This is a genomic window from Mycobacterium sp. AT1 (assembly GCF_002043095.1).
Taxonomy (GTDB): domain Bacteria; phylum Actinomycetota; class Actinomycetes; order Mycobacteriales; family Mycobacteriaceae; genus Mycobacterium.
Map to the genome: position 1 here is coordinate 1 of NZ_MVOC01000006.1, position 23,870 is coordinate 23,870.

Consider the following 23,870-nt stretch of genomic DNA (forward strand, 5'->3'; position numbering starts at 1 on the left):
GCGCGGCGGTGGCGTCTGTCGGGTGACTGGTGGATGAGTCGGATGAACGCCACGTCCACCGATCGGGGGACACCGCTGCGCCTACTGGAAGTCGCGCGACTTCGACTTGACCCGAAGGTCGATCGGCCCCAGCCGGTCGGCGACGATGGTGACCGCTCCGGTCGCGTTCTGCACGATGCCGCGGATCACCAGCGCCGACGCCGTCTGCGCCAGCTTGCGGTGCCGCGCCCACACCCCCTTGGAGCACATCACGTTGACCATGCCGGTTTCGTCCTCGAGGTTCATGAACGTCACCCCCTGGGCGGTCGCGGGCCGCTGCCGATGGGTCACCGCGCCTGCGACGAGAACCCGGGTGCCGTCCGGTACCGACAACAGCCGGTTGGCCGGCACGACGCCCAGCTCGTCGAGGCGTTCGCGGAGGAACTGAACGGGGTGACTGCCCGGCGAGACACCGGTGGCCCAGACGTCGGCGGCGGTCAACTCGAGGTGCGTCATGCCGGGCAGGGACGGGACGTGCGAGGAGGACCCGACACCGGGCAACCGGTCGGGACGCTCGGAGGCCGCGGCGCCCGCCGCCCACAGCGCCTCCCGTCGGGTCACACCGAAACAGCCGAGCGCCCCTGCGGTCGCCAACGCCTCGGTCTGCGGCACCGACAGCTGAACTCTGCCGGCGAGGTCGACCAGAGAGGTGAACGCGCCGTGCGACTTTCGGTCCTCGACGATGCGCTCGGCCAACTCGTCGCCGATGTGCCGCACCGCACCGAGACCCAGCCTGACCTCGAGGCCACCGTTCTCCAGCGTGGCGTGCGCCAGGCTGGCGTTCACGTCGGGCCCGTGCACCAAAACCCCGTGCCGACGGGCGTCGGCGACCAACGACTGCGGCGAGTAGAAACCCATCGGCTGTGCCCGGAGCAACGCGGCGCAGAACACCGCGGGGTGATGCAGCTTGAACCACGACGAATAGAACACCAGCGACGCGAACGACAGCGAATGACTCTCCGGGAAACCGAAATTGGCGAAGGCCTCCAACTTCTCGTAGATCCGGTCGGCGACGTCACCGGTGATGCCGTGCCGTTCCCTCATGCCGTCGTAGAACCGGCTGCGTAGCCGCTTCATCTTCTCGGTGGACCTCTTGGACCCCATGGCCCGACGCAACTGGTCGGCCTCGGCGGCGGAGAAGCCGGCGCAGTCGACGGCCAACTGCATCAGTTGTTCCTGAAACAGCGGGATTCCCAGCGTCTTCCGCAGCGCCTGCTCCATCGACGGGTGATCGTAGGTGACCACCTCCTCGCCGTTGCGGCGCCGGATGTACGGGTGCACCGACCCGCCCTGAATGGGCCCCGGCCGGATCAGCGCCACCTCGACCACCAGGTCGTAGAACACCCGCGGCTTCAGCCGGGGCAGCGTGGCCATCTGCGCGCGGGACTCCACCTGGAACACCCCGACCGAGTCGGCGCGCTGCAGCATCTCGTAGACGGCCGCCTCGGACAGGTCGAGCCTGGACAGGTCGACCTCGAGGCCCTTGTGCTCGGCGGCCAGGTCGATGGCGTAGTGCAGCGCCGAGAGCATGCCGAGCCCAAGCAGGTCGAACTTCACCAAACCGATTGCCGCACAGTCGTCCTTGTCCCACTGCAGCACGCTGCGGTTCTCCATGCGCGCCCACTCCACCGGACACACGTCGGCGATCGGCCGGTCACAGATCACCATGCCGCCGGAGTGGATGCCCATGTGCCGCGGCAGATCCTTGACTTGCAGCGCCAGGTCGACCACCGGCTTGGGAATCTCCTCGACGTCGGGGGAGTCCGCCAGACCGTTCCACTTGCTGAGCTGCTTGCTCCAGGCGTCCTGCTGCCCCTGGGAGAATCCCAGCGCCCTGGCCATGTCGCGCACCGCGCTGCGGCCGCGGTAGGTGATGACGTTGGCGACCTGGGCGGCATAGTCGCGGCCGTAGCGTTCGTAGACGTACTGAATTGCCTTCTCGCGCAGATCGGATTCGATGTCGATGTCGATGTCCGGCGGCCCGTCGCGCGCCGGCGACAGGAACCGCTCGAACAGCAACTCGTTGGCCACGGGGTCGACGTTGGTGACGCCGAGGGCGTAACAGACCGCGGAGTTGGCCGCCGATCCCCGGCCCTGACAGAGGATGGCGTTGTCCTTGCAGAACCGGGTGATGTCGTGCACGACGAGGAAGTAGCCGGGGAAGTCGAGCTTGGCGATGACGCTCAGCTCGTGCTCGATCTGGGCGTAGGCCTGCGCGGCCCGCTCCGGTGGGCCGTACCGATCCCGGGCCCCGGTCATCACCAGATGGCGCAGCCAGCTGTCCTCGGTCTGCCCCGCCGGCACCTCGAACGGAGGCAGCTTCGGGGCGATGAGCGCCAACCCGAACGCACACTGCTCGCCCAGTTCGGCCGCGGCCGCCACCGCCCCCGGGTGCCTGGCGAACAGCCGGGCCATCTCGTCTCCCGACCGCAGATGCGAACCACCAAGCGGCGCCAGCCATCCACTGGCCTCGTCCATCGAATTGCGTGCCCGGATCGCTCCCATCGCCATGGCCAGCCTGCCGCGGGTCGGTTCGGCGAAGTGCGCGGCCGTGGTGGCGACGACGCCCACCCCGAACCGCGGTGCCAGGGCGGCGAGCTGGGCGTTGCGTTCGTCGTCGAGGGGGTGGCCGTGGTGGGTGAGCTCGACGCTCACCCGGTCGGCCCCGAACCGGTCCACCAGATCGGCGAGCGCAGCTTCGGCGGCAGCCGGTCCGCCCGCCGACAAGGCTTGCCGCACATGCCCCTTGCGGCATCCCGTCAGGATGTGCCAATGCCCACCGGCGGCCTCGGTCAGCGCGTCGAAGTCATAGCGCGGCTTGCCCTTCTCTCCACCGGCGAGGTGAGCCGTGGCGAGCTCCCTCGACAGTCGCCGGTACCCCTCCGGCCCGCGTGCCAGCACCAGCAGGTGCGGTCCTGGCGGATCGGGCACCTCGGTGCGGGGCACGTTTCCCAGCGACAGTTCGGCGCCGAACACCGTCTGAACGTCGAGTTCCCTTGCCGCTTCGGCGAATCGGACGACCCCGTACAACCCGTCGTGGTCGGTCAACGCGATGGCCCGCAGGTTCAGCCGAGCAGCCTCCTCGACGAGCTCTTCCGGGGTGCTCGCCCCGTCGAGGAAGCTGAACGCCGAGTGGGCGTGCAATTCGGCATACGGGGTGGACGTGCCCGTGCGCCGGTGACCTTCGGGCCGCTCGTAGCTCCCCCGCTTGCGGGACCAGGCCGGGCTGTCCCCACCGTCGCCGGTGGGCTCGGGCAGGCGGGACCCGGCGCGGCGCGGCTTGCTGGTGAGCACGCGCTGCATCTCACCCCAGGTCGACGGCCCGTCGTTCCAACCCATCGAGCCAGTCTATCGAACATCTGTTCGACAGTCGACGCGATGACTTCCCGGCGCCAATCGGGTCATCATCGTCGTAGGAGCCAACCGTGAGGAGACACCCATGACCACGCCCGCCACGCCCCCGGTCGTCGACCAGGACACCTGGCGCACCGCACTCGACGAGTTGCGCGCCAGGGAGAAGGCCGCGACCCGCGAACTCGACGCGATCGCCGCGCAGCGCCGTCGGCTGCCGATGGTCGAGATGCCGGGGTACACGTTGACCGGTACCGACGGACCCGTCGCGCTGGCCGACGTGTTCGACGGCAGGCGCCAGCTCATCGTCTACAACCACATGTGGACCGACGGCGCGGAGTGGCAGTGCGGCGGCTGCACGGGCTTCACGTCACAGTTCACCCGGCTGGAGTTCCTGGCCGCCTACGACGCCCGGTTCGTCATCGTCACCAACGGTCCCATCGAGGAGGCCTTGGCCTACAAGGCCAGGGTCGGCAACCAGATGGACTGGTACTCGTCGTCGGAGAGTTCGTTCGGTGCCGACGTCGGCGCGGCACCCGGCACCGGCTTCGCCGTCAACGTCTTCCTCCGCGACGGTGACACCGTCTACCGCACGTGGCACACCGACGGCCGCGGCACCGAGCAGCTCAGCCACAGCTTCGCGCTGATCGACCTGTTGCCGTGGGGCCGTCAGGAGGAATGGCAGGATTCACCCGCGGGTTGGCCGCAGTTGCCGACGTACTCCAAGTGGCTGGACTCCCCCGACGTCGCCAAGGCCTACGGCAGCGGCTAGCGCAACGGAAAGTCCTGTCCCCGATCGGATTCCGGCCGCGGTCCAAAGTAGCGCCGGTCGCCCTCGTCGATCGCGACGTCGTTGATGCTCGCCTCCCGGCGGCGCATCAGACCGTTGTCGTCGAACTCCCAGAGCTCGTTGCCGTAGCTGCGGTACCACTGGCCGCCGGCGTCGCGGCACTCGTACTGGAAGCGCACCGCAATCCGGTTCCCGGCGAAGCTCCACAGGCCCTTGCGGAGCGCGTAGTCCAGCTCGCGCTCCCACTTGGCCGTGAGGAAGTCGACGATCGCGGCGCGGCCCGTGACGAACTGGTCGCGGTTGCGCCACTGCGAATCCTCGGTATAGGCCAGGCTCACGCGGTGTGGATCGCGGGTGTTCCAGGCGTCCTCGGCCGCCTGGACCTTGACGAGGGCACTCTCCAGGTCGAAGGGCGGGAACGGGGGTTTGGAGTCGTCGGCCATGCCGACCATCATGGCCCGAGCGCTCGTGATCGTGCTAGCCCTCGTCGAGGCGTCGGTGGCGTTCCAGCGGCTCAGTCGACGTACTCGGCGGTGCCGTCGTCGAGCACCACGCGCGCGTTCGAGCCGTCGACCCCGGCGGCCTCGGTGCGGAACACGGCATGCCCGGGTTCGGTGCGCCACACCGACGTCGTCAGCGTCTCGCCGGGGAACACCGGCGAGGTGAACCGTGCGCCGACGGCCGTGATCTTGGTGGCGTCGTTGCCCCCGAGTTCGGCCACCAGCACCCGACCCGCGACCCCATAGGTGCACAGCCCGTGCAGGATTGGCTTCGGGAAGCCCGCGAGGTTCTGCGCGAACCACGGATCGCTGTGCAGCGGATTGCGGTCCCCCGACAACCGATAGATCAGCGGCTGATCCTCGGTCGTCGGCAGTGCGACCTTGGCGTCCGGCTCGCGATCCGGGATCTGCGGGGCGACGGGGCGCTCGCCGGGCTGACCGCCGAAACCGCCCTCGCCGCGGATCACGGCAGTCGACGTCGTCTCCGCCACGACCTTCCCCGTCTCCGGGTCGGTGCCGGTGCCCTTGAGCACCAGGATGGCGTTCTTGCCCTCGCCCTTGTCCTGCACGTCGACGACCTCGGAGGTCACGTTGAGCTTGCCCGACGTCGGCAACGGCGCATACAGGCGAATCTGCTGCGAACCGTGCAGCAGCATGGCCCAGTTGAAGGAGCCCACCTCCGCGGCCGCTGCCCACGCCGGGCAGGCGATGACGGCGTAGGTCGGCAGCACCTGCTGCTGGATGTCGTGGCTGTTCTCGGTGGTGAACGCCAGGTCCTTGGTCCCTGCGCCGACCCCGAGTGCGTAGAGCAGCGTGTCGCGCTCGGTCCACTCGAACGGTTGCGGTGCGGTGGTGGCACCGATGGCGTCGGGGTTGATCGGCATGCTCTGCTCCCTTGAAGGCGGTGGCGGGCTCAGTTCGGACGATAGCGCGACGGTCCCGCACCGCCCACCGAGGGTTGACCTTTGCCGGAACAGGGGTGACCATGACTCGCATGCGCTATGTCGTTACCGGCGGTACCGGGTTCATTGGCCGCCGCCTCGTGTCCGCGATTCTCGCCACGAACGACGACGGCGACGTCTGGGTCCTGGTGCGCCGGGAGTCGCTGTCGCGCTTCGAGCAACTCGCGACGCAGTGGGGTGATCGCGTAAAACCGCTGGTCGGGGATCTCACGTCGCCCAATCTGGGACTCACCGAGGCAGCCGTCACCGAACTCGGAACCGTCGACCACGTGGTGCACTGCGGCGCCGTCTACGACGTCACGGCCGACGACGAGGCTCAACGCGCCGCCAACGTCGACGGCACGAAGGCGGTGGTCGACCTGGCGTTGCGGGTGGGCGCCACCCTGCACCACGTGTCGTCGATCGCGGTGGCCGGCACCTTCCGCGGCGAGTACACCGAGGACGACTTCGACGTCGCACAGGACTTGCCGACGCCGTATCACCAGACGAAGTTCGAGGCCGAGATGCTGGTACGCGCCGCACCGGGTCTGCGATACCGGATCTACCGGCCCGCCGTCGTCGTCGGCGACTCGCGCACAGGCGAGATGGACAAGGTCGACGGTCCGTACTACTTCTTCGGGCTGCTCGCGAAGCTGGCCGTGCTGCCGAAGTACACACCGATCGTCCTGCCCGACACGGGCCGCACCAACGTCGTCCCCGTGAACTACGTCGTCGACGCGATCGCCGAGATCATGCACGCCCCCGGCCGCGACGGACAGACGTTCCATCTGACGGCACCGAAAGCCATTGGGCTCAAACACATCTACCGCGGCGTGGCCAAGGAAGCCCACCTGCCGGAACTTCGCGGTTCGCTGCCAGGGTCGCTGGCGACGCCGTTGCTCACCGCCACCGGACGGGCCAAGATCCTGCGCAACATGGCGGCCACCCAACTGGGCATCCCGGCGGAAGTCCTCGACGTCGTCGACCTCGCCCCGACCTTCACCTCAGACAACGCAGTAGAAGCGTTGCAGGGCAGCGGAATACGAGTACCCGAGTTCGCCTCCTACGCCCCACTGCTGTGGCGCTACTGGGCCGAACACCTCGACCCCGACCGGGCTCGCCGCGACGATCCCGCGGGCGCGCTGGTCGGTCGCCACGTCGTCATCACGGGTGCATCCAGCGGCATCGGCCGAGCGTCCGCCATCGCCGTGGCCGAACGCGGGGCGCGGGTGTTCGCCTTGGCGCGCAACGCCGAGGCACTCGACGACCTGATCGCCGAAATTCGCGAATCCGGGGGCGACGCACACGCATTCACGTGCGACGTCACCGATTCGGCGTCGGTGGACCACACCGTGAAGGACATCCTCGGCCAGTTCGGTCACGTCGACTACCTGGTGAACAACGCGGGCCGCTCCATCCGGCGGTCGGTGTCGGCCTCGACCGACCGACTGCACGACTACGAACGCGTGATGGCGGTGAACTACTTCGGCTCGGTGCGGATGGTGCTGGCACTGCTCCCGCATTGGCGCGAACGACGATTCGGGCACGTGGTGAACGTCTCGAGCGCGGGCGTGCAGGCCAGCAGCCCGAAGTACAGCGCCTACGTTCCCAGCAAGGCCGCGCTCGACGCCTTCGCCGAAGTGGTTGGCACCGAGACACTTTCCGACCACATCACCTTCACCAACATCCACATGCCGTTGGTCAAGACGCCGATGATCGCCCCCTCGAGCAAGCTCAACCCGATGCCCGCCATCACCGCGGACCACGCGGCCGCGATGGTGGTCCGCGGACTGGTGGACAAACCCGCCAGGATCGACACCCCGGTCGGCACGCTGGCCGACATCGGCCACTACTTCGCCCCTGGCCTGTCCCGCCGGATCCTGCACCAGCTGTATCTCGGCTATCCGGATTCACCGGCCGCCCGAGGCGTCACGGCGCCGGCGGAGCACCAGCCGACGCGGCGGCCGAGACGGCCCGCTCGCGTGCTGGGCCCTGGCCTGATGAACCTCCGGACACCGGGACCCGTCAAGCGGGCGGTCCGACTGGTACCTGGCGTGCACTGGTGACGACCCCACCCTAATGTTGACTTCTGTGACAGAAGTCGTGAAGACGGATGCGGACGCGACGACGCGATTGCCCGTCTTCGCCGACGTGGACACGGGTGTGGACGACGCCATGGCGCTCGCCTACCTTCTTGGCAGCGCCGACGCCGAGATCGTCGGCATCGCCTCGACCGCGGGCAACGTGCCCGTCGACCAGGTCTGCGTCAACAACCTGGGGCTTCTCGCACTCTGCGGTGCCGGTGACATCCCGGTGTCCAAGGGTGCCGACCGCCCGCTGGCGACGCCCTTGCGCACCGCCGAGGACACCCATGGCCCGGAGGGGCTCGGCTATGCGCAGTTACCGGCCGGCGACGGCCGACTCACCGACTACGACGCGGCCACGGCCTGGGTGCGGGCGGCCCGCGAACACCCGGGAGAGCTGGTCGGGTTGGTCACCGGACCGTTGACCAACCTGGCGCTCGCCATGCGCATCGAACCGAGCCTGCCCAGGTTGTTGCGGCGGCTCGTCATCATGGGCGGCGCGTTCGACTACCGCGGCAACACCACGCCGGTGGCCGAATGGAACATCAGCGTCGACCCCGAGTCGGGCTCGGAGGTCTTCACCGTGTGGGGCGCGGCGTGGGGATTGGACAAGCCGACGCACATGCCAATCGTGTTGGGGCTCAACCTGACCGAACATGCTGCGATGACACCTGCGATCCTCAGCCGGCTGGCTGCCGCCGCCGGGTCCGCCACCAGCCCGATGAGCGTGCTCGACGACCGAGGCACCCGATCGGCGGCCTCCAATCCGCTGATTCGCGTTCTCGAAGATGCGATGCGGTTCTACTTCGAGTTCCACTTCGACCAGGGCGAGGGCTACCTGGCCCACCTGCACGATCCCCTCGCCGCCGCGGTGGCGCTGGACCCGGACCTCGTCGCCTATCGGCAGGCGACCGTCGACGTCGAATTGACGGGCACCCTGACCCGCGGGATGACGGTGGCCGACTGGCGTGGGCACTGGGGACGACACCCCAACGCGCACATCGGCGTTCAAGTCGACCCGGAGGCCTTCTTCGACCGGTTCATCGCGCGGGTGGGGCCCTTCGCCGCCACCCTGGGGTGAGCGGTCAGTCGTCGGTCACCACGAGGGTGACGTCGATGTTCCCGCGGGTCGCGTTCGAGTAGGGGCAGACCTGGTGCGCCTTCTCGGCGAGCGCCTGGGCGGTGGCGTGGTCGACGTTGGGCAGGGTGACCTCCAGCTCCACCGCGAGGCCGAAGCCGCCGTTGTCGAGCGTGCCGATCGACACCCTCGAGCCCACCGTCGAATCCGAGACGTCCGCCTTCTCCTGCCGGGCGACCAGTCGAAGCGCCGAGTGGAAGCAGGCGGCATAGCCGACGGCGAACAGCTGCTCGGGGTTGGTGCCGTCGCCGCTGCCGCCCATCTCATTGGGAATGGCCAGCTGGAGGTCCAACCTGCCGTCGGCGCTCCTGGCCTGTCCGTCGCGTCCTTCGCCGGTGGCCAATGCCTCTGCGGTGTACAAGGTCTTCATTGCGGTTTCCCTTCGTGGTGCGATCCCTGGTGCGGGCTGGCGGATCTCGTGTGGGGAGCGTCGGGTGGCGCGGTAAGCGCATCGGTGAGCCGTCGCACCGCGTCACGCAGGTCGGCGGCGTCTTGTTCGGTCATGCCGGTGGACGCGAAGAGTCGTTCGGGGATGCACTGGGCGCGGCTCTCCAGGGAGCGTCCGCTCTCGGTGAGGGTGACCTCGACGAGGCGCTCGTCGTCCCGCGAGCGCTCGCGACGGACGAAACCGTTGGCCTCCAGCCGCTTCAGGAGCGGGGAAAGCGTCCCAGAGTCCAGTTGGAGACGTTCGCCGAGCTGGCCGACGGTGACGCGCCCCTTGTCAGTCGTGGCCTCCCACAGCACCAGGAGCACCAGGTACTGGGGGTAGGTGAGGTTCATTTCCGTCAAGGCAGGTCGGTACGCCGCGGTCATCGCCCGTGACGCCGAGTAGAGGGCGAAGCACAGTTGCCGATCAACGCTCAAGACCGCCATGCCATAACAGTAGTCCACAATTCAATTGTGCACAATCGTTACTCGTAGACCCCCTCCAGGAACCACTGCCGCTGCCGGTAGCACAACAGCATCGCCCGGTCGACGACGTCTCCTCGACCGCCCGGCTCCTCGATCAGCACCTGCACCCGCGCCGTGCGCCCCGCCTTGCCCGACTCCTGCGTGTCCCACCACCTTTCGTCGACCGGCCATGGGCCTGCCCACCAACGCAGTCGCCCCGACCTGCCGTCCCCGGTCAGCCGCACCGGATCCGCCGAGAACACCCCCCGCCCCGTCACCCGCACCGGGTTGCCCTCGCCGTCGAGGAGTTCGACCGGATCGTCGAGCAGCACGGCCGGCGACGGTTCGGGAAGCTGACCCGGCCAGGGCTGGCCGGGGTCGGCCCGAGGAACGGGTTCGTCGCCCAACGGCGTGAAGGTGATGCGCTCGGCGGGCCCACGACCACCGCTGAGCACCGGCACCTGCACCGACTCCGGCCCGAGCAGCCCCTGAACGCGCACCAGCGCCCGACGTGCCCGCAACCGGTCGTCGTCACCGGAGGAACCCCACAGCGGCAGCTGCAACGCCGAAGCCGACACCACTTCCACCGGCCGCAGCCGCAGCGTGACGATCGGCCCGCCGAGCCCTGCGGGGCGGCCCTCGCGGCGCCGGTTCAACCAGCCGTCGAGCTGCCAGCGCACCCGGTCGGCCGTGGCGTCCTCGGTCAGCGGTTCGGCGCACCGCCAGACACGGTGCATCTCCTCACCTTTGGCGGTGATCGCATGGATCGCCAACCGCGTACAGCCAACCCCCGCCGCCTCCAGGCTGCGATGCAGTTCGCCGGCCAGCGACCGGCCGGCGAACGCGGCGGCGTCGACCCGGTCCACGGGAGGATCGCAGTCCATGACCGCGTCGAGCTCCGGTGGCGAATCCCGACCCGACGGTCCGCGCGCCGACTCCCCCCTGGCGAACCGGTGAGCGGAGATCGCATCGGCCCCGAACCGGGATGCCACGTCGGTGCGCGACAGTTCGGCGAACTGCCCGATGCTTCGAATCCCCATGCGCCACAACAGATCGGCCAAATCGTCCCGGCCGGGCGCCGACAGACTCGGTTCGGTGGCCAGCTGCCGGATCGACAGGGCGGCCAGAAAGCCCGCGTCCCCACCGGGTTCGACGATGTACCCGGCGCGAGCGGCGAACACCGCGGTGGCCAACTGGTCGGCGATGCCCACCTGACACTCCGCGCCCGCCGCGGCGACCGCGTCCACCAACCGCTCCGAGGCCGACTGCTCCGACCCGAAGTAGCGGGCCGCGCCCCGCACGGACAACACCAGCAGGCCCGGCCGCAACACCTCCGCGCGTGGCACGACCTCGTCGACGGCCGCCGTCACGCCTTCGAAGTGCCTGGCGTCACGTCCGGGATCGGCGGTGGCCACGTGGACACTTGGGCAGCGCGACTGAGCCTCCCTGCGACGCAGACCCCGGCGCACACCAGCCGCACGAGCCGACGCCGAACACGCCACCACGCGATTGGCCAGTGTGACCACGACGGGATCGGTCGCCGGTAGACCTGCCGCGGCCGCTGCCGCGACCGCAGGCCAGTCCATGCACCAGATGGCCAGCACTCGGCCTGGCACGTCATCCCCCCACTACTCGAGCGAGACCAACGGAGCGGCCGGAGGCCCTGGTGGCCAGTCGCACCCGGCTTATCCGTCCGCATCCCGGGGTGGGGGCACCGGCGCCCGCACCCGCCACCTCGAAGCCACAGACCCTCGACTCCAGTCGAGCCGAAGCACCGTGCCAGTCGCCGTCGACGACAAGCAGAGTGCAACCCTTCTGTCGCGCCCTGGCCGTCACCGCACGCGCCCTCGTCGGCGCGACCGACCGTCCGCCAAGGCCGAGCACCACCAGATCCAGCCCGTCCATCAACACCGCGGCCACTTCCACCGGATCGGCACCGGGATCGGGGATCACCGCGAGCCTGCTCAGATCGGCACCCATCTCGACGGCAGCAAGCAGACCCACCCCGGGCTGCCCAACGATCGCCGCGTGCCCACCCGCCGCCGTCACCGCAGCCACCAATCTGAGTGGCAACGACCGGGCTCCCGACAACACCGCCACCGAACCCCGGGGCAACGAGTCCGGCAGCAGTTCGGACAACGATTCCGGTACCGGTAGCAAATTTTCTCGAGCCGGAATCGAGGTACGCGACGGCATGGATCCGCGGTGCGTAGGACCCGCCGAGGTCGACGCCCTCCCGGACACCTCGGCCATCTTGCGTCGAAGGTGTTCCACCTGCTCAGCACGGCTTTTCCCGGCCTGAGTCACATCCATCACGACTGCCACGGGAACACCTTGCGCACCATCCGACTCGATCCCTCGTTCGAAAATATGTTCGATTGAACGAGTAAACACTCACCCACCGACACCGTCAAGCGGGTCGGGCTCACCGGCAGGCCCCTGTACGCCTCCAGTGAAATACCCGGGTGGCAGTCCTCGGGGTCGGCTAGAGTTTGGTCACCGGAACCCGCTTCGGAATGGGACTGGTGCGCGCGTCCAGCACCAGGGACCGCGCGGAATCGCCTCGCGATTCGCCGAAGGACAAGCGTTGGCAATTCGGGGATTAGTAAGGACAGCATCATGAGGTCACATCGCCTGGCTCGCCGTGTCGCGGCCTACGCAGGAGGTGCCGCCGTCGTCGCGATGGTCGGCCTGACGGCAGCGTGCGGCGGCAGTTCGGACAAGGCCCCCGAGACCACCACCCCCTCGACGACCACCGCGCCGTCGTCGTCGTCGTCGGCCCCCTCGGTGACACCCACCGAGAAGTCGATCAACCCCACGGGTGGCAACCTGTTCACGCCCCCGGTCAAGGCGCCGCCCGCGCCGACGGCGATCCCCGGCGACAACTGACATTCCGTCCGTTCGCGAATCCGGCGCAGGACCGTCCCACGACGCCATGCCGTCACCGACTCTGACAGCACCACGGACCAGGCGCTCCAACGCCTGGCCGTGGCTGTTGCCCGTCATCATGCTGGCCGTTCTGGCACTGGCCTCTGATCTTCGGATCACGCCGGACACCGGACGGTCCAACGTGATCGACGGACCCTTCGCCTCGTTGTTGGCCGCGTCGACCGATCTGGGACCGGCCCGCGGCGATCACGTCCAACTCACCGCGATGTTGCGCGACGACCGTCGCCCCGACGCGCTGATCAGCTGGGCGAGGCAGCACGGCCTCTCCGTGCAATGGCGTACCAGCGACGGCTGGGCCGTCGTGGAGGGCGCTCCCGACCGCGTGGCAGAGGCACTCGCCGTCGAGGTTCACGACTACCGCGGCCAGCGCGGTCAGGAGTTCTACGCATCACCGCAGCAGCCGGAGGTGCCGACTCCGCTACGGGACGAAGTGCAGCAGCTCGGCCGAATCCTCAGTTACACACCGCATCACGAATCGCGGCCGGACATCCTGCCGCTCGACGTCCCCGACCGCGGACTGACGCCCACCGCCCTGCTCAACACCTACAACGCAGCGGGCTTGGCACGCAGCGGATTCACCGGCAAGGGCACCACGATCGTGATCTTCGCGTTCAACGGCTTCGCCCAGTCCGACCTCGACACCTTCGCCGACCTCAACGGCCTTCCGCGGTTCACCCCGACCGTCGTCGGCGACCAACTGAAGGAGCCGTACGGCGAGACCACGATGGATCTCGAAGTCGCCCATGCGATTGCGCCCGACGCCAAGTTGGTCGTCGTCAACGCGCGACCGACCGTCGAGGGCGACGGCGCGTTCCAGAAGATCGGGCAGATGCTCGAGGACACCAATGAGCAGTTCCCCGGTGCGATTTGGAGCCTCTCGATCGGCTGGGGTTGCGACAAGCTGCTCACCGCAGCGGATTTGGAGCCGGTGCGCTCCGCGCTCGCCGACGCCCACGAGAACGGCACCACGGCATTCAACGCCAGCGGCGACCTCGCCGGGCTGGAGTGCAAGGGCGGTGACGACTGGGACTCCCCGCCGGGACCGGCCGACGTCGGGCTGGATTCCATTGCGTCCCTTCCCGAGATGACCAGCGTGGGCGGCACCACGCTGTCCACCGACGCCGAGGGCAGGTGGCTGGCCGAGCAGGCCTGGTTCGACGTCCCGCTCTCCCAGGGCACCGGCGGGGGCGTGTCGACGCTCTTCGACCGGCCTCCGTGGCAGCAGGTCGCGTCGGGACAGATTCCGGCCGAACGCAATACGGGCAAGCGACTGACCCCCGACATCTCCGCCGTCGCCGACCCGTTCACCGGGGTGAAGATCGTGCTCAACGGCGACAACGTCGTCGGCGGTGGCACCTCGCAGTCGGCCCCCATCTGGGCGGGGCTGACCGCGGTGATGACCCAGTTCTTGAAGGAGAACGGCGGTCACGAGATCGGCGACATCAACCCCCTGCTGTACCGCATCGCGCAGGGCGCGCCGCTGCCCGCCTTCCGCGACGTGACGTTGGGCGGCAATGCCGTCGACACCGCGGGGCCGGGTTACGACCTGGTCAGCGGACTCGGCACCCCGGACGTCGACAACCTCGCCCGCAATCTGCTGACCATTCAGAGGATCGCCCAATGAGTACCGAACCGGACACCGACGGCCCCACCCCGGGAATGGTCGAGTGCCGGGTATGCAGGACCGAGGTGCCCGAAGGCGAGTACTGCGGTCTGTGCGGCATTCCCCTCAGCGAGCACCGCGCCGACGGGCCGGGGTGGTTGCGGGCCACCGCCTACAGCGCCTCCCCCGGGGAACACCTCTTCCGACCCAACGTCGTCAGCTCGCTGTTCCCCCACCTGTCCCCCAGTTCACGCATGCCGTTCCTCGTCGGCCTCCTGGTGATCCTGGCTGCCCTGGTGGCCACCAGCCTGTTCCGGTTACCGGCGGCGTTGATCACCGTCGCCGCTCTGGGTTTGCCCCTGCTGTTCCTGATCTACCTGCAGGAGTCCGACGTCTACGAGGACGTCCCCACCGGAACCCTGGTCGCCACGGCAGGTTTGGGCATCGGCCTAGGCGTCGGATGGGTGCTCTTGACGGGCGCCGTCGTCGCGCAGGCCTACGACGTAGGGCTGGGGTTGGGCATCGCCGGATCCCGCATCTTGCGCGACGGGCTTGGCGTCCCCATCGGCGGGGTGGTGCTGATGCTCGTCCCCGCCCTGGTGGTGAGATTGGTGCGACCCGGTCAGCGAGAAGCCCTCGACGGCTTCGCCATTGGCGCACTCGGTGCCTTGATGTTCACCGCGGCGGCCCAGATGACCCGGTTGTCACCGCAATTCGCGGGCGGCATGATCGCCAGGTCACGGCCGATGAACGGATTGATCGTCGAGGCGGGCATCCGTGGGGTGGCCGTGCCGCTGACCGCGGCCGCCGTCGGCGGTCTGATCGGCACGGTGCTGTGGTTCACCCGCCCGGAGAACAAGAAGCACCAGCACCGCCACTACGTCCGACTCGTCGTGGCCGTGTTCGCGCTGGTGATTTTGGTGCTCTACGCCGGCCTCGGCCTGGTCGACGTGGCCAGGATGCCCCAATTGCTGCAACTGACATTGCATCTCGCCGTGGCGGCGGCCGCGCTACTTGCGTTACGGGTCGGGCTGCATCTGGCGCTGCTGCACGAAGCCCACGACGAGATCCTCTCCGATCAACCGTTGCTTTGCCAGCACTGTGGGCACGTAGTACCCGACATGGCGTTCTGCGTGGCCTGCGGCGCGGCCACCAGGGCGTCCTCACGATCGTCGCGGCAGGCCCGGCGTGAGGTCAGGCCGGTCCGGGTCGACACCGAACCGGGGACGGACGACGCGTGACGACGATCGTCCAGGGCTACTCGACGCACGCGGGCACCTACACCGCGCCGGCGCTGCACAAGACCTCCCACCGTCGGCTGCTCGTCGTCTGGGTGGCGGCCATCGGCCTGGTCGCCGCCGGCCTCGTCGTGATGTCGGGCGCGATCGAGAAGCCGTCGGCTCGGTACGTATGCCCACCCGACTGCGGGCGACCGCCGCTGGGACTGCCGGTGACGATCAATCCCCGGTTCACCGCTCCGGACGGGTCGTTCTCGGTCGCCTACCCCGCGGAGGGTACGGCCTACAACGTCACCGCAGGCGATCGCGGCATCACCGCCGACCTGCTGGCCGGTGACGGCGGCACCATGCGCCTCTTCAGCGAGCCGGCCGACGGCCGTACCCCGCAACAGATCGCCAACCAGCTGGTCAAGGCGACCTTCCCAGACACGAAGATGGCGTACGAAATTCCGAACGCGATGGTCGGGTACCAACCGGGCTACGGGCTGGTCGCCGACTGCTGGCCGCAGGGCTCCAATGCGAGCTACAGCCGGATGCGGTTGGTGGTCATGGTGGCCGTGAAGAACGATCTCGCCTTGGTGGCGGGGGCCGTGGGTCCGTACCACGCGTTCGGCCCCGACTTCGGGTCGGGGAAACCGTCCGCGGCAAACTTGCAAATTGCCCTTGACATGGGCAAATACGTCAACAGCTTCCATTGGCGCGGCGACCCGCTGCGCTGACCGACACCCTCTGCGCACGTGTGAGCCGGATTTCCTATGCACGAATGGTGACATTGACAAATGTCACCAATCGCTGTTGTACTTTCGGTTGTGACGACCAACACGATGCCAACGCGGGGTTCCCGCCGATCGCGCGCCGCAGCCACGGTGAGTGGCCTGACGCTGCGACAGATCAGCGCGGTTCTGCCGCCCGAACGGGCGTGGGGATTGTGGGCGTCGCGCCGGATCGTCGAGCGGATCATGGACTCCTTCGGCCCCTCGCTCGCCGGCACCGACGTCGAGAACGTCGACGTCCGCCTGCCCGACGGCCGCCGCGTCGTCGGCGAATGGGTGCGGGGCGCCGGAGTGACGACCACCGCCACCACCCAGTGCGTCTACTTCCTGCACGGCAGCGGCTTCGCGCTCTGCTCACCCCGCACCCACCGCAGGCTGACGGCCTGGCTGTCCCGACTGACCGGGCTCCCGGTGTTCTGCCTCGACTACCGCCTTGCCCCGCGGCATCGCTTTCCCGCTGCCGCCGTCGACGCCCGGTCCGGATGGGACTGGCTGTGCACCACGCAGGGCTTCGCGCCAGACCGCGTCGTCATCGCCGGAGATTCGGCAGGCGGACATCTCGCCGTTGACCTGTTGCTGCAGCCCGACGTCGCGCATCCGGCCGGTCTCGCGCTGTTCTCACCGCTGCTCGATCTGACGTTCGGACTGGCACGCATGAGGGAAGAACTGCGGCGAGATCCCGCGATTCGCGCCGCCGACGCCGCGAAGCTCATCGAATTGTATTGTGCTGGAACGGATCTCACACATCCCCGACTCACCCTCGACGTCGCGGGTGGGCGACGGATGCCGCCGACGCTGGTGCAAGCCGGCGGGGGCGAGATGCTCGTCGCCGACTCACGGCGATTGGCGGCCGACATCACCGCCGCGGGTGGTGACTGCGAGCTACAGGTCTGGCCCGATCAGGTACACGTCTTCCAGGCGCTCCCCAAGCTGACCCCCGAGGCCGCGCCCGCGATGCGGGAGGTGGCGGCGTTCATCGGAGAGTCGTTGCGCGGCAATGTGATCAGCCGGGTGGCAGGGTGAATGTCTTCGGCTCCTCCCCCAAGCGTAGCCATGGGGCGGCGGCCGTCATCACCGGAGCGGGCAGCGGCATCGGCGCCGCGTTCGCCACCGAACTCGCCCGCCGAGGCGGCCGGATCGTGTGCAGCGACGTCGACGAGGGGTCGTCACAAGCCACGGCCGACGCCATCGTCGCCGCGGGCGGCCAGGCCACCTCCGTCCGTTGCGACGTCTCTCAGCTCGACGACGTCCGGCAGCTGGCCGAGGTGGCCCAGTCCTGGCTCGGAGGTCCGCCGACGCTGGTGGTCAACAATGCCGGCGTCGGGGCAGGCGGTGCCGCCATCGGCGACGTCGAGATGGACGACTGGAAGTGGGTTCTCGGCATCAACCTGTGGGGCCCGATCCACGGCTGCCAGGTGTTCACCCCGATTCTGCGGGCGGCGGGCCGGCCCGCTGGGATCGTCAACGTCGGGTCGGCCGCGGCGTTCGGCGCGGCACCCGGCATGGCGGCATACAACGTCAGCAAGGCCGGTGTGCTGTCACTGTCGGAGACCCTGGCCGCCGAACTGTCCGGCACCGGGATCAACGTGACGGTGCTGTGCCCGACGTTCGTCAAGACCAACATCGTGCAGGCGGGGCGGATCTCGGCACAGTCGACGCAGTTGGCGGACAAGCTGATGCGCTGGACCGGCTTCTCCCCCGAGCGCGTCGTCCGGGCCTGCCTGGACACCAACGACCGCGGCGGCCTGTACTGCATGCCGCAGCCCGACGCCCGAATCGGCTGGGGCATCAAACGATTCACACCGACGGTGTACACCCGTGCCGTCGGACTGACCAATCGCGCGACCACTTAGGAGACCACCGTGGCAATCGACATGGATGCAATGCTGGAGAAGATCAAGGACCGGCAGTGGGCGCTCGCCGACATCGACTGGGACGCACCGGGAGCCGAGACGATCAGCGACGAGTTCCGGCCCAAGCTCAAGGCGTTCATGGCCGACCTGTGCTGGATCGAGAACGTCGGTGCGCGCGGGTTCGCCGCGCTTGCCAAGAAGGCGCCGACGCCCGTCCTCGCCGAGATCTACCGGTACTTCCACGCCGAGGAACAGCGGCACGCCAACGCCGAACTCGCCCTGATGAAGCGGTGGGGCATGCTCGAAGACGGTGAGATGCCGGAACCGAACATCAACATCCGGTTGGCCATCCAGTGGCTGGACAAGTACTCCGACGACATGTCACTGTCGATTCTCGGCACCGTCATCCCGATGCTGGAAGTGGCTCTGGACGGCGCGCTGCTCAAGTTCCTGCTCGAAGAGGTCCACGATCCGGTGTGCCACCAGGTGTTCGAGAAGATCAACAACGACGAATCCCGGCACATCGCAGTCGACTTCGACGTACTCAACATGATCGGCAACGCGACCGCGCGCCGGCTGGCCATCCAGTTCGTCGGCAACGTCGCCTCGCCGGGAGTGATCCTCGGCATGCTGATGTACGCGCCCCTGCTCAACCGGATGCGCAACAACATCGTCGAGATGGGCTTGGAGCCCGAGCGACTCTACGACGCCATGAAGCGGTTCCGGAAGATGGGCGAGCGCGCCGAGTTCACCCGCCGCGTGCCGACCTACCAGCTGCTGAAGTTCCACTCCAGGCTCGTGGTCAACCCGAACAACCCGTACCACTACCTGGCGAACTCGATGGTCTGGCTGTCCGACCGCTACCCGAACAGCTTGCTCAGCCCCATCCCCACCTGGTTCAAGGAGCTGACCTATGAACCGGCAGCCTGAGGTGCACGTCTACGACACCCTGATCGTCGGCACCGGGTTCACCGGTATCGGTACGGCCATCAAGCTGACCCAGGCAGGCGTCGACGACATCGTCATCGTCGAACGCGACCAGCGGGTCGGCGGCACGTGGCGGGACAACACGTATCCCGGTGCGGCATGCGACATTCCGTCGCTGCTGTACTCGTTTTCGTTCGTCGCCAACCCCACCTGGTCGCGGGCGTACTCCCCCGCCGAGGAGATCCGGCTGCACATCGAGGACATGGTCGACCGCTTCGACCTGAGGCGCCGGATCGACTTCGGCACCGAGGTGAGCGGTCTGGCGTTCGACGAGACCGAGGGCGTCTGGGACGTCCGAACCACCGGACGCAAGCGCTACCGTGCCCGCACGGTCGTGCTGGCATCCGGTCCGCTGCCGGATCACAGGTGGCCCGACGTCCGCGGAATCGACACCTACGAGGGCCACAAGATTCACAGCGCCCGCTGGGATCACGACTACGACTTCACCGGCAAGCGCGTGGCGGTCGTCGGGACCGGGGCCAGCGCCGTGCAGATCGTGCCGGAACTGGTCAAGCAGGCCGCATTCGTCAAGGTGTTCCAACGCACGCCGGGCTGGGTGATCCCGCGGCTTGACGTCGCCACCCCCGACCGGGCCCAAGAACTCTTCGCGAAAGTGCCTGCGGTGCAACGCGTTGCCCGGCAGGCGTTGTTCTGGGGGCACGAGGTCAGCGCCACCGCGCTGGTCTGGAAGTCACCGTTGAGCGGTCTCGTCGCCCGGCTCGGCAAGGCGCACCTGCATCGCCAGGTGAAGGATCCGTGGCTGCGCAGACAGCTGACGCCGGACTTCACCCCTGGCTGCAAGCGCATGTTGGTCTCCAGCGACTACTACCCCGCCCTGCAGCGCGACAACTGCAAGCTGATCGACTGGCCGATCGCCACCATGAGCCCGGTGGGCATCCGCACCGGCGACGGCATCGAGCATCACCTGGACTGCGTCGTGTTCGCGACGGGGTACGACGTCCACCTCACCGGCCCGCCGTACGAGGTGACCGGGCTCGACGGACGATCGCTCGCCGACGAGTGGACCCGCGGCGCGCAGGCGTACAAGAGCATCAACGCCAGTGGCTACCCGAATCTGTACTTCATGACGGGTCCCAATTCCGGGCCGGGGCACAATTCGCTGCTGGTTTTCGTGGAGGGCCAACTCGACTACGCCGTCGCGGGAATCACCACCATCCTGCGCGAGAACTTGCGCTACCTCGACGTCCGTGCCGACGTTCAGCGACGCCACAACGAGCAGCTTCAGAAGCGTTTGACCAAGACGACGTGGATGAGCGGGTGCAGCAGCTGGTACCTGACGGCCGACGGATTCAACGCCTCGATGTACCCGGGCTTCGCCACACAGTATCTTCGACAGATGCGTGACTTCCGGTTCGGCGACTACGAAGCAATGCCGGCGGGTAGCAGACCTGCCGTGAGCATAAGTTCGTCGGCCTGACATGCCGCCCGCCAAGCCGCCGCGGCAACAAGCGGGCGCCATCTCGACCATCCTCAACGGGCTTCGTCGGGCACCGCGGCAGATCCGGCGGGGCTCCCGCGACGTCATCGAGAACGCGGTGTCGCAGCTGTTCGACGCCGCAGTGCAACCCCACGGCGTCGCGGGGTCCGGCGAGTACCGCATCGAAGAGCTCGCACGCCTGGCGGGCACCACCACGCGCAACATCCGCGTGTACCGCGACCGCGGCCTCCTGCACCCGCCGTTGCGTGTCGGCCGCATCGCGCTGTTCAACGACACCCACCTGACCCGGCTGCGCCTGATCACCTCGATGCTCGACCGCGGCTACAACATCTCGCACGTGCACGAGATGCTCAGCGCCTGGGAGCAGGGCAAGAACCTCGGCGACATGCTCGGCCTCGAGACCGCGATCGCCGGTAGCTGGGCGTCGGAGAAGCCGGACCGGATGTCGGTCGCCGAGGCAAGGCAGCTGGTCGACGACGACGCGGGCTTCGACCGGATGGTCGGCCTCGGCGTCATCACCGTCGACGACGACGTGGCAACCATCGTGCGGCCCAAGCTGATCGAGGCCTTCAACGAGATCAGGCAGTACGGCGTCAGCACCGACAAGCTCATCGACATCCACGAGCAGACCGCACCGCTCGTCGACGAGATCAGCGAAATCCTGGTGCGCGCCGGAGTCGAGCACGTCCTGACGCGGATCAATCCTGGTGCCGCCCTGCCGCCGGATACCGAAGTGGCCGAACTGATTACGATGCTGGTGCGGTTCCGCACGCAAGCCGTCGCGGCGGTGTCCGCGACACTCGCGTTCTCGATCGAGTCGACGATCGAATCGTCGGTGAGTCAGATCCTCGGCGACCTCATCGCCAAGGAAGCCGACGAGGAGCCCCATCACCCCCGCGAGCAGACGTAAAGGGCCCTCAACTGGGCACTTTCAGGGCCGTTTGCGACTGCTCGCGGAAAGGCGCGGGGACTACTCCCACTCGATGGTGCCGGGGGGCTTGCTGGTGACGTCGAGGACGACTCGGTTGACCTCAGGCACCTCGTTGGTGATCCTGGTCGAGATCCGCTCGAGCACGTCGTACGGAACACGGGTCCAGTCGGCGGTCATCGCGTCCTCACTGGAGACGGGCCGCAACACGATCGGGTGACCATAGGTTCGCCCGTCACCCTGCACGCCCACCGACCGGACGTCGGCGAGCAGCACCACCGGGCACTGCCAGATCTGGTTGTCCAGCCCGGCCGAGGTGAGCTCCTCACGGGCGATGGCATCGGCCCTGCGCAGAGTGTCCAGCCGGCTCGCGGTGACCTCGCCGACGATGCGGATCGCCAACCCGGGCCCCGGGAAGGGTTGGCGCCCAACGATTTCCTCGGGGAGGCCAAGCTCGCGGCCCACCGCCCGCACCTCGTCCTTGAACAGCAGCCGCAGCGGCTCGACGAGCTTGAACTTCAGGTCGTCGGGCAGCCCCCCGACGTTGTGGTGGCTCTTGATGTTGGCCGCACCCGTCCCGCCGCCGGACTCCACCACGTCGGGGTACAGCGTGCCCTGGACCAGGAAGTCGACCTCGTCGCCGCCGTCCTCGACCAGGGTCCGCACCGCGCCTTCGAACGCCCGGATGAACTCCCGGCCGATGATCTTGCGCTTGCCCTCCGGGTTGGTCACGCCGGACAGGGCCTCGAGGAACCGTGCCTCAACGTCGACGGTGACCAGGTTGGCGCCGGTGGCGGCGACGAAGTCGCGCTGCACCTGGCCGCGCTCCCCGGCGCGCAGTAGCCCGTGGTCGACGAAGACACACGTCAGCCGGTCGCCGACGGCGCGCTGAACCAAGGCCGCGGCCACCGCGGAGTCCACGCCGCCGGACAATCCGCACAGGGCCCGGCCGTCACCGATCTGCGCGCGAACCTGCTCAACCAACGCGTCGGCGATGTTGGCCGCCGTCCAGGTCGAATCGATGCCTGCGAACTCGTGCAGGAACCGACTCAGCACCTGCTGGCCGTGCGGACTGTGCATCACCTCGGGGTGGTACTGCACGCCGGCGAGCCTGCGCGCCCGGTTCTCGAACCCCGCCACCGGTGCACCGGCGCTGGTCGCGACGACGGTGAAGCCGTCGGGCGCCTGGGTCACGGCGTCACCGTGGCTCATCCACACGGGTTGGCTCTCCGGAAGGTCGGCGTGGAGCTCACCGCCGGACACCAACAGGTCGGTGCGGCCGTACTCGCTGGTGCCGGTGTGGGCGACGGTGCCGCCCAAGGCCTGCGCCATCGCCTGGAATCCGTAGCAGATGCCGAAGACCGGAACGTCGAGGTCGAAGATCGCCGGATCGAGTTGCGGTGCGCCGTCGGCGTACACGCTTGCCGGGCCGCCGGACAGCACGATCGCCGCCGGATCCATCGCCTTGATCTCGTCGACCGTCGCGGTGTGCGGGATGACCTCCGAGTACACCCGCGCCTCACGGACGCGTCTCGCGATGAGCTGCGCGTACTGCGCTCCGAAGTCGACCACCAACACGGGCCGGGGAGATGCCGTTTTCACCCGCTCAGTCTAGTGGCGCACGCTCGGCGCCTCGCACCGCCGGACCGCCGACTACACCGCGCGGCTGCGCCACAGCACCGCCACGCCTTCGTCGGTGACCCCGATCGCCCTGATGAACTCTTCGTTGTCGAAACCCGGCAGGTCCTGCAGTTCGGCGAGGAGGTCGTGCGCCTCACCGAGCGGCACCGACGTCGTGCGGCCGTCGAGGTAGTTCAGGACGAAGAACGCGTCGTCGTCCCCGGAGTCGAGTGCCGTGGTCATGAACGACACCTGGGCCAGTCCGTCGGAGCTTCGGGTGTTGGGTTGGGCCGCGCGGTGCGCTTCGAGCAGGTCCTCGACCTCCCGACCGAACGGCTGCAGGATGGCGGGGTCGCGACCGGGGAGGGTGAATCGGATCGCCCGGTGGACGCCGAGCCGCACCGGACCCACCATGCGGTCGTGGCTTTCCTCGTCGAGTCTCATCTGGTTCAGCGGCCACGAGCCGACGAGTCGTTCGCCGTGGTCGGGGTCGCTCTCGTCGGTCTCGACGACGAACAGCCTGGTGGCGCCCGCCCCGATCAACGTCCACATCGGCATGCCGCCTGCGAGGTCTTCCCGGCCCGACTCCCCCGGCTGGGAGCTCATGCCGTTGCCCACCCAGGTGAAGTTGGCGACGGCGGTCAGCGGCTCGTCGGCGAACGGCTGTGCCCGGTTGATCAGCAACCGTGCCCGGCGGCGCTGAAGGTAGTTCACGGCGCCATTGTC

The 23,870-nt window shown here is 68.4% G+C and carries 21 protein-coding genes; 12 read left to right on the plus strand and 9 right to left on the minus strand.

Annotated elements, in window-relative coordinates; all coding sequences use genetic code 11:
• Nucleotides 1-81: 81 nt before the first annotated feature.
• A complete protein-coding gene (locus tag B1790_RS02990; RefSeq protein ID WP_079921733.1) occupies nucleotides 82-3,378 on the minus strand; it encodes an error-prone DNA polymerase in 3,297 nt (1,098 codons plus the stop codon).
• 100 nt (nucleotides 3,379-3,478) lie between these two features.
• On the opposite strand from B1790_RS02990, the gene B1790_RS02995 reads away from it, so the two are divergent.
• Nucleotides 3,479-4,162 carry a DUF899 family protein gene (locus B1790_RS02995; RefSeq protein WP_079921734.1) on the plus strand — a complete coding sequence of 228 codons (684 nt, stop codon included), beginning with the start codon at nucleotides 3,479-3,481 and terminating at the stop codon, nucleotides 4,160-4,162.
• Here B1790_RS02995 and B1790_RS03000 read toward each other — a convergent pair.
• Both B1790_RS03000 and B1790_RS03005 read right to left on the minus strand, forming a co-directional pair.
• Entirely contained in the window at nucleotides 4,159-4,623 is a 465-nt protein-coding gene (locus B1790_RS03000; protein ID WP_079921759.1) for a nuclear transport factor 2 family protein, read from the minus strand. The two genes, B1790_RS02995 and B1790_RS03000, sit on opposite strands and share 4 nt — an antisense overlap.
• Nucleotides 4,624-4,694: 71 nt before the next feature.
• Nucleotides 4,695-5,564 (minus strand): MaoC family dehydratase, encoded by an 870-nt coding sequence (locus tag B1790_RS03005; protein WP_079921736.1) that lies wholly within the window; start codon nucleotides 5,562-5,564, stop codon nucleotides 4,695-4,697.
• A gap of 110 nt (nucleotides 5,565-5,674) precedes the next feature.
• Here B1790_RS03005 and B1790_RS03010 point away from each other — a divergent pair, with 110 nt between their 5' ends.
• The gene (locus B1790_RS03010; protein ID WP_198951895.1) at nucleotides 5,675-7,687 is read left to right on the plus strand and encodes an SDR family oxidoreductase; all 2,013 of its coding nucleotides are present in this window, start codon (nucleotides 5,675-5,677) and stop codon (nucleotides 7,685-7,687) included.
• A 67-nt stretch (nucleotides 7,688-7,754) separates the two neighbouring features.
• Nucleotides 7,755-8,786, plus strand: a complete 1,032-nt coding sequence (locus B1790_RS03015; RefSeq protein ID WP_142270999.1) for a nucleoside hydrolase — start codon at nucleotides 7,755-7,757, stop codon at nucleotides 8,784-8,786.
• Between the two features lie 4 nt (nucleotides 8,787-8,790).
• On the opposite strand, the gene B1790_RS03020 is transcribed toward B1790_RS03015, so the two are convergent.
• From B1790_RS03020 to B1790_RS03035, 4 genes are read right to left on the minus strand one after another with little or no spacing between them, the layout of a single operon-like run.
• A complete protein-coding gene (locus B1790_RS03020) occupies nucleotides 8,791-9,213 on the minus strand; it encodes an organic hydroperoxide resistance protein (protein WP_079921739.1) in 423 nt (140 codons plus the stop codon).
• A complete protein-coding gene (locus B1790_RS03025) occupies nucleotides 9,210-9,716 on the minus strand; it encodes a MarR family winged helix-turn-helix transcriptional regulator (RefSeq protein WP_079921740.1) in 507 nt (168 codons plus the stop codon). Before B1790_RS03025 ends, B1790_RS03020 begins: the two co-directional genes overlap by 4 nt.
• Nucleotides 9,717-9,754: 38 nt before the next feature.
• Nucleotides 9,755-11,320, minus strand: a complete 1,566-nt coding sequence (locus tag B1790_RS03030) for a DNA polymerase Y family protein (RefSeq protein ID WP_142271000.1) — start codon at nucleotides 11,318-11,320, stop codon at nucleotides 9,755-9,757.
• A 31-nt stretch (nucleotides 11,321-11,351) separates the two neighbouring features.
• A complete protein-coding gene (locus B1790_RS03035) occupies nucleotides 11,352-12,059 on the minus strand; it encodes a hypothetical protein (protein WP_369832275.1) in 708 nt (235 codons plus the stop codon).
• Between the two features lie 294 nt (nucleotides 12,060-12,353).
• Here B1790_RS03035 and B1790_RS03040 point away from each other — a divergent pair, with 294 nt between their 5' ends.
• The 9 genes from B1790_RS03040 to B1790_RS03080 all read left to right on the plus strand — a co-directional run bounded on the left by B1790_RS03040 (nucleotide 12,354) and on the right by B1790_RS03080 (nucleotide 21,506).
• Nucleotides 12,354-12,623, plus strand: coding sequence for a hypothetical protein (locus B1790_RS03040; protein WP_079921743.1), 270 nt, complete (start codon nucleotides 12,354-12,356; stop codon nucleotides 12,621-12,623).
• Between the two features lie 46 nt (nucleotides 12,624-12,669).
• Entirely contained in the window at nucleotides 12,670-14,307 is a 1,638-nt protein-coding gene (locus B1790_RS03045) for a protease pro-enzyme activation domain-containing protein (RefSeq protein ID WP_079921744.1), read from the plus strand.
• A complete protein-coding gene (locus B1790_RS03050; protein WP_079921745.1) occupies nucleotides 14,304-15,527 on the plus strand; it encodes a hypothetical protein in 1,224 nt (407 codons plus the stop codon). The genes B1790_RS03045 and B1790_RS03050 overlap by 4 nt, the downstream gene beginning before the upstream one ends.
• Nucleotides 15,524-16,243, plus strand: a complete 720-nt coding sequence (locus tag B1790_RS03055) for a hypothetical protein (RefSeq protein WP_079921746.1) — start codon at nucleotides 15,524-15,526, stop codon at nucleotides 16,241-16,243. Before B1790_RS03050 ends, B1790_RS03055 begins: the two co-directional genes overlap by 4 nt.
• Before the next feature lie 105 nt (nucleotides 16,244-16,348).
• Nucleotides 16,349-17,320 carry an alpha/beta hydrolase gene (locus B1790_RS03060; protein ID WP_079921762.1) on the plus strand — a complete coding sequence of 324 codons (972 nt, stop codon included), beginning with the start codon at nucleotides 16,349-16,351 and terminating at the stop codon, nucleotides 17,318-17,320.
• On the plus strand, nucleotides 17,317-18,150 hold the full coding sequence (locus B1790_RS03065) for an SDR family NAD(P)-dependent oxidoreductase (RefSeq protein ID WP_079921747.1): 834 nt from the start codon (nucleotides 17,317-17,319) through the stop codon (nucleotides 18,148-18,150). Before B1790_RS03060 ends, B1790_RS03065 begins: the two co-directional genes overlap by 4 nt.
• 9 nt (nucleotides 18,151-18,159) lie before the next feature.
• Nucleotides 18,160-19,080 carry a reductase gene (locus B1790_RS03070; RefSeq protein WP_079921748.1) on the plus strand — a complete coding sequence of 307 codons (921 nt, stop codon included), beginning with the start codon at nucleotides 18,160-18,162 and terminating at the stop codon, nucleotides 19,078-19,080.
• A complete protein-coding gene (locus tag B1790_RS03075; protein WP_079921749.1) occupies nucleotides 19,064-20,575 on the plus strand; it encodes an NAD(P)/FAD-dependent oxidoreductase in 1,512 nt (503 codons plus the stop codon). The genes B1790_RS03070 and B1790_RS03075 overlap by 17 nt, the downstream gene beginning before the upstream one ends.
• A 1-nt stretch (nucleotide 20,576) precedes the next feature.
• Nucleotides 20,577-21,506: a MerR family transcriptional regulator gene (locus B1790_RS03080; protein ID WP_079921750.1), complete on the plus strand. Its 930-nt coding sequence runs from the start codon at nucleotides 20,577-20,579 to the stop codon at nucleotides 21,504-21,506.
• A gap of 60 nt (nucleotides 21,507-21,566) precedes the next feature.
• Here the strand turns inward: B1790_RS03080 and guaA are convergent, their stop codons facing one another.
• Nucleotides 21,567-23,126 carry a glutamine-hydrolyzing GMP synthase gene (gene guaA, locus B1790_RS03085; RefSeq protein ID WP_079921751.1) on the minus strand — a complete coding sequence of 520 codons (1,560 nt, stop codon included), beginning with the start codon at nucleotides 23,124-23,126 and terminating at the stop codon, nucleotides 21,567-21,569.
• A 51-nt stretch (nucleotides 23,127-23,177) separates the two neighbouring features.
• Entirely contained in the window at nucleotides 23,178-23,858 is a 681-nt protein-coding gene (locus tag B1790_RS03090) for a hypothetical protein (RefSeq protein WP_079921752.1), read from the minus strand.
• Nucleotides 23,859-23,870 lie beyond the last annotated feature (12 nt).

What these genes read in the sequence shown, in the direction of transcription:
- B1790_RS02990 (WP_079921733.1), bottom strand. Translation starts at nt 3,378, where the DNA reads ATGGGTTGGAACGACGGGCCGTCGACCTGGGGTGAGATGCAGCGCGTG.
- B1790_RS02995 (WP_079921734.1), top strand. Translation starts at nt 3,479, where the DNA reads ATGACCACGCCCGCCACGCCCCCGGTCGTCGACCAGGACACCTGGCGC.
- B1790_RS03000 (WP_079921759.1), bottom strand. Translation starts at nt 4,623, where the DNA reads ATGGCCGACGACTCCAAACCCCCGTTCCCGCCCTTCGACCTGGAGAGT.
- B1790_RS03005 (WP_079921736.1), bottom strand. Translation starts at nt 5,564, where the DNA reads ATGCCGATCAACCCCGACGCCATCGGTGCCACCACCGCACCGCAACCG.
- B1790_RS03010 (WP_198951895.1), top strand. Translation starts at nt 5,675, where the DNA reads ATGCGCTATGTCGTTACCGGCGGTACCGGGTTCATTGGCCGCCGCCTC.
- B1790_RS03020 (WP_079921739.1), bottom strand. Translation starts at nt 9,213, where the DNA reads ATGAAGACCTTGTACACCGCAGAGGCATTGGCCACCGGCGAAGGACGC.
- B1790_RS03025 (WP_079921740.1), bottom strand. Translation starts at nt 9,716, where the DNA reads ATGGCGGTCTTGAGCGTTGATCGGCAACTGTGCTTCGCCCTCTACTCG.
- B1790_RS03030 (WP_142271000.1), bottom strand. Translation starts at nt 11,320, where the DNA reads ATGGACTGGCCTGCGGTCGCGGCAGCGGCCGCGGCAGGTCTACCGGCG.
- B1790_RS03040 (WP_079921743.1), top strand. Translation starts at nt 12,354, where the DNA reads ATGAGGTCACATCGCCTGGCTCGCCGTGTCGCGGCCTACGCAGGAGGT.
- B1790_RS03045 (WP_079921744.1), top strand. Translation starts at nt 12,670, where the DNA reads ATGCCGTCACCGACTCTGACAGCACCACGGACCAGGCGCTCCAACGCC.
- B1790_RS03050 (WP_079921745.1), top strand. Translation starts at nt 14,304, where the DNA reads ATGAGTACCGAACCGGACACCGACGGCCCCACCCCGGGAATGGTCGAG.
- B1790_RS03060 (WP_079921762.1), top strand. Translation starts at nt 16,349, where the DNA reads ATGCCAACGCGGGGTTCCCGCCGATCGCGCGCCGCAGCCACGGTGAGT.
- B1790_RS03075 (WP_079921749.1), top strand. Translation starts at nt 19,064, where the DNA reads ATGAACCGGCAGCCTGAGGTGCACGTCTACGACACCCTGATCGTCGGC.
- B1790_RS03080 (WP_079921750.1), top strand. Translation starts at nt 20,577, where the DNA reads ATGCCGCCCGCCAAGCCGCCGCGGCAACAAGCGGGCGCCATCTCGACC.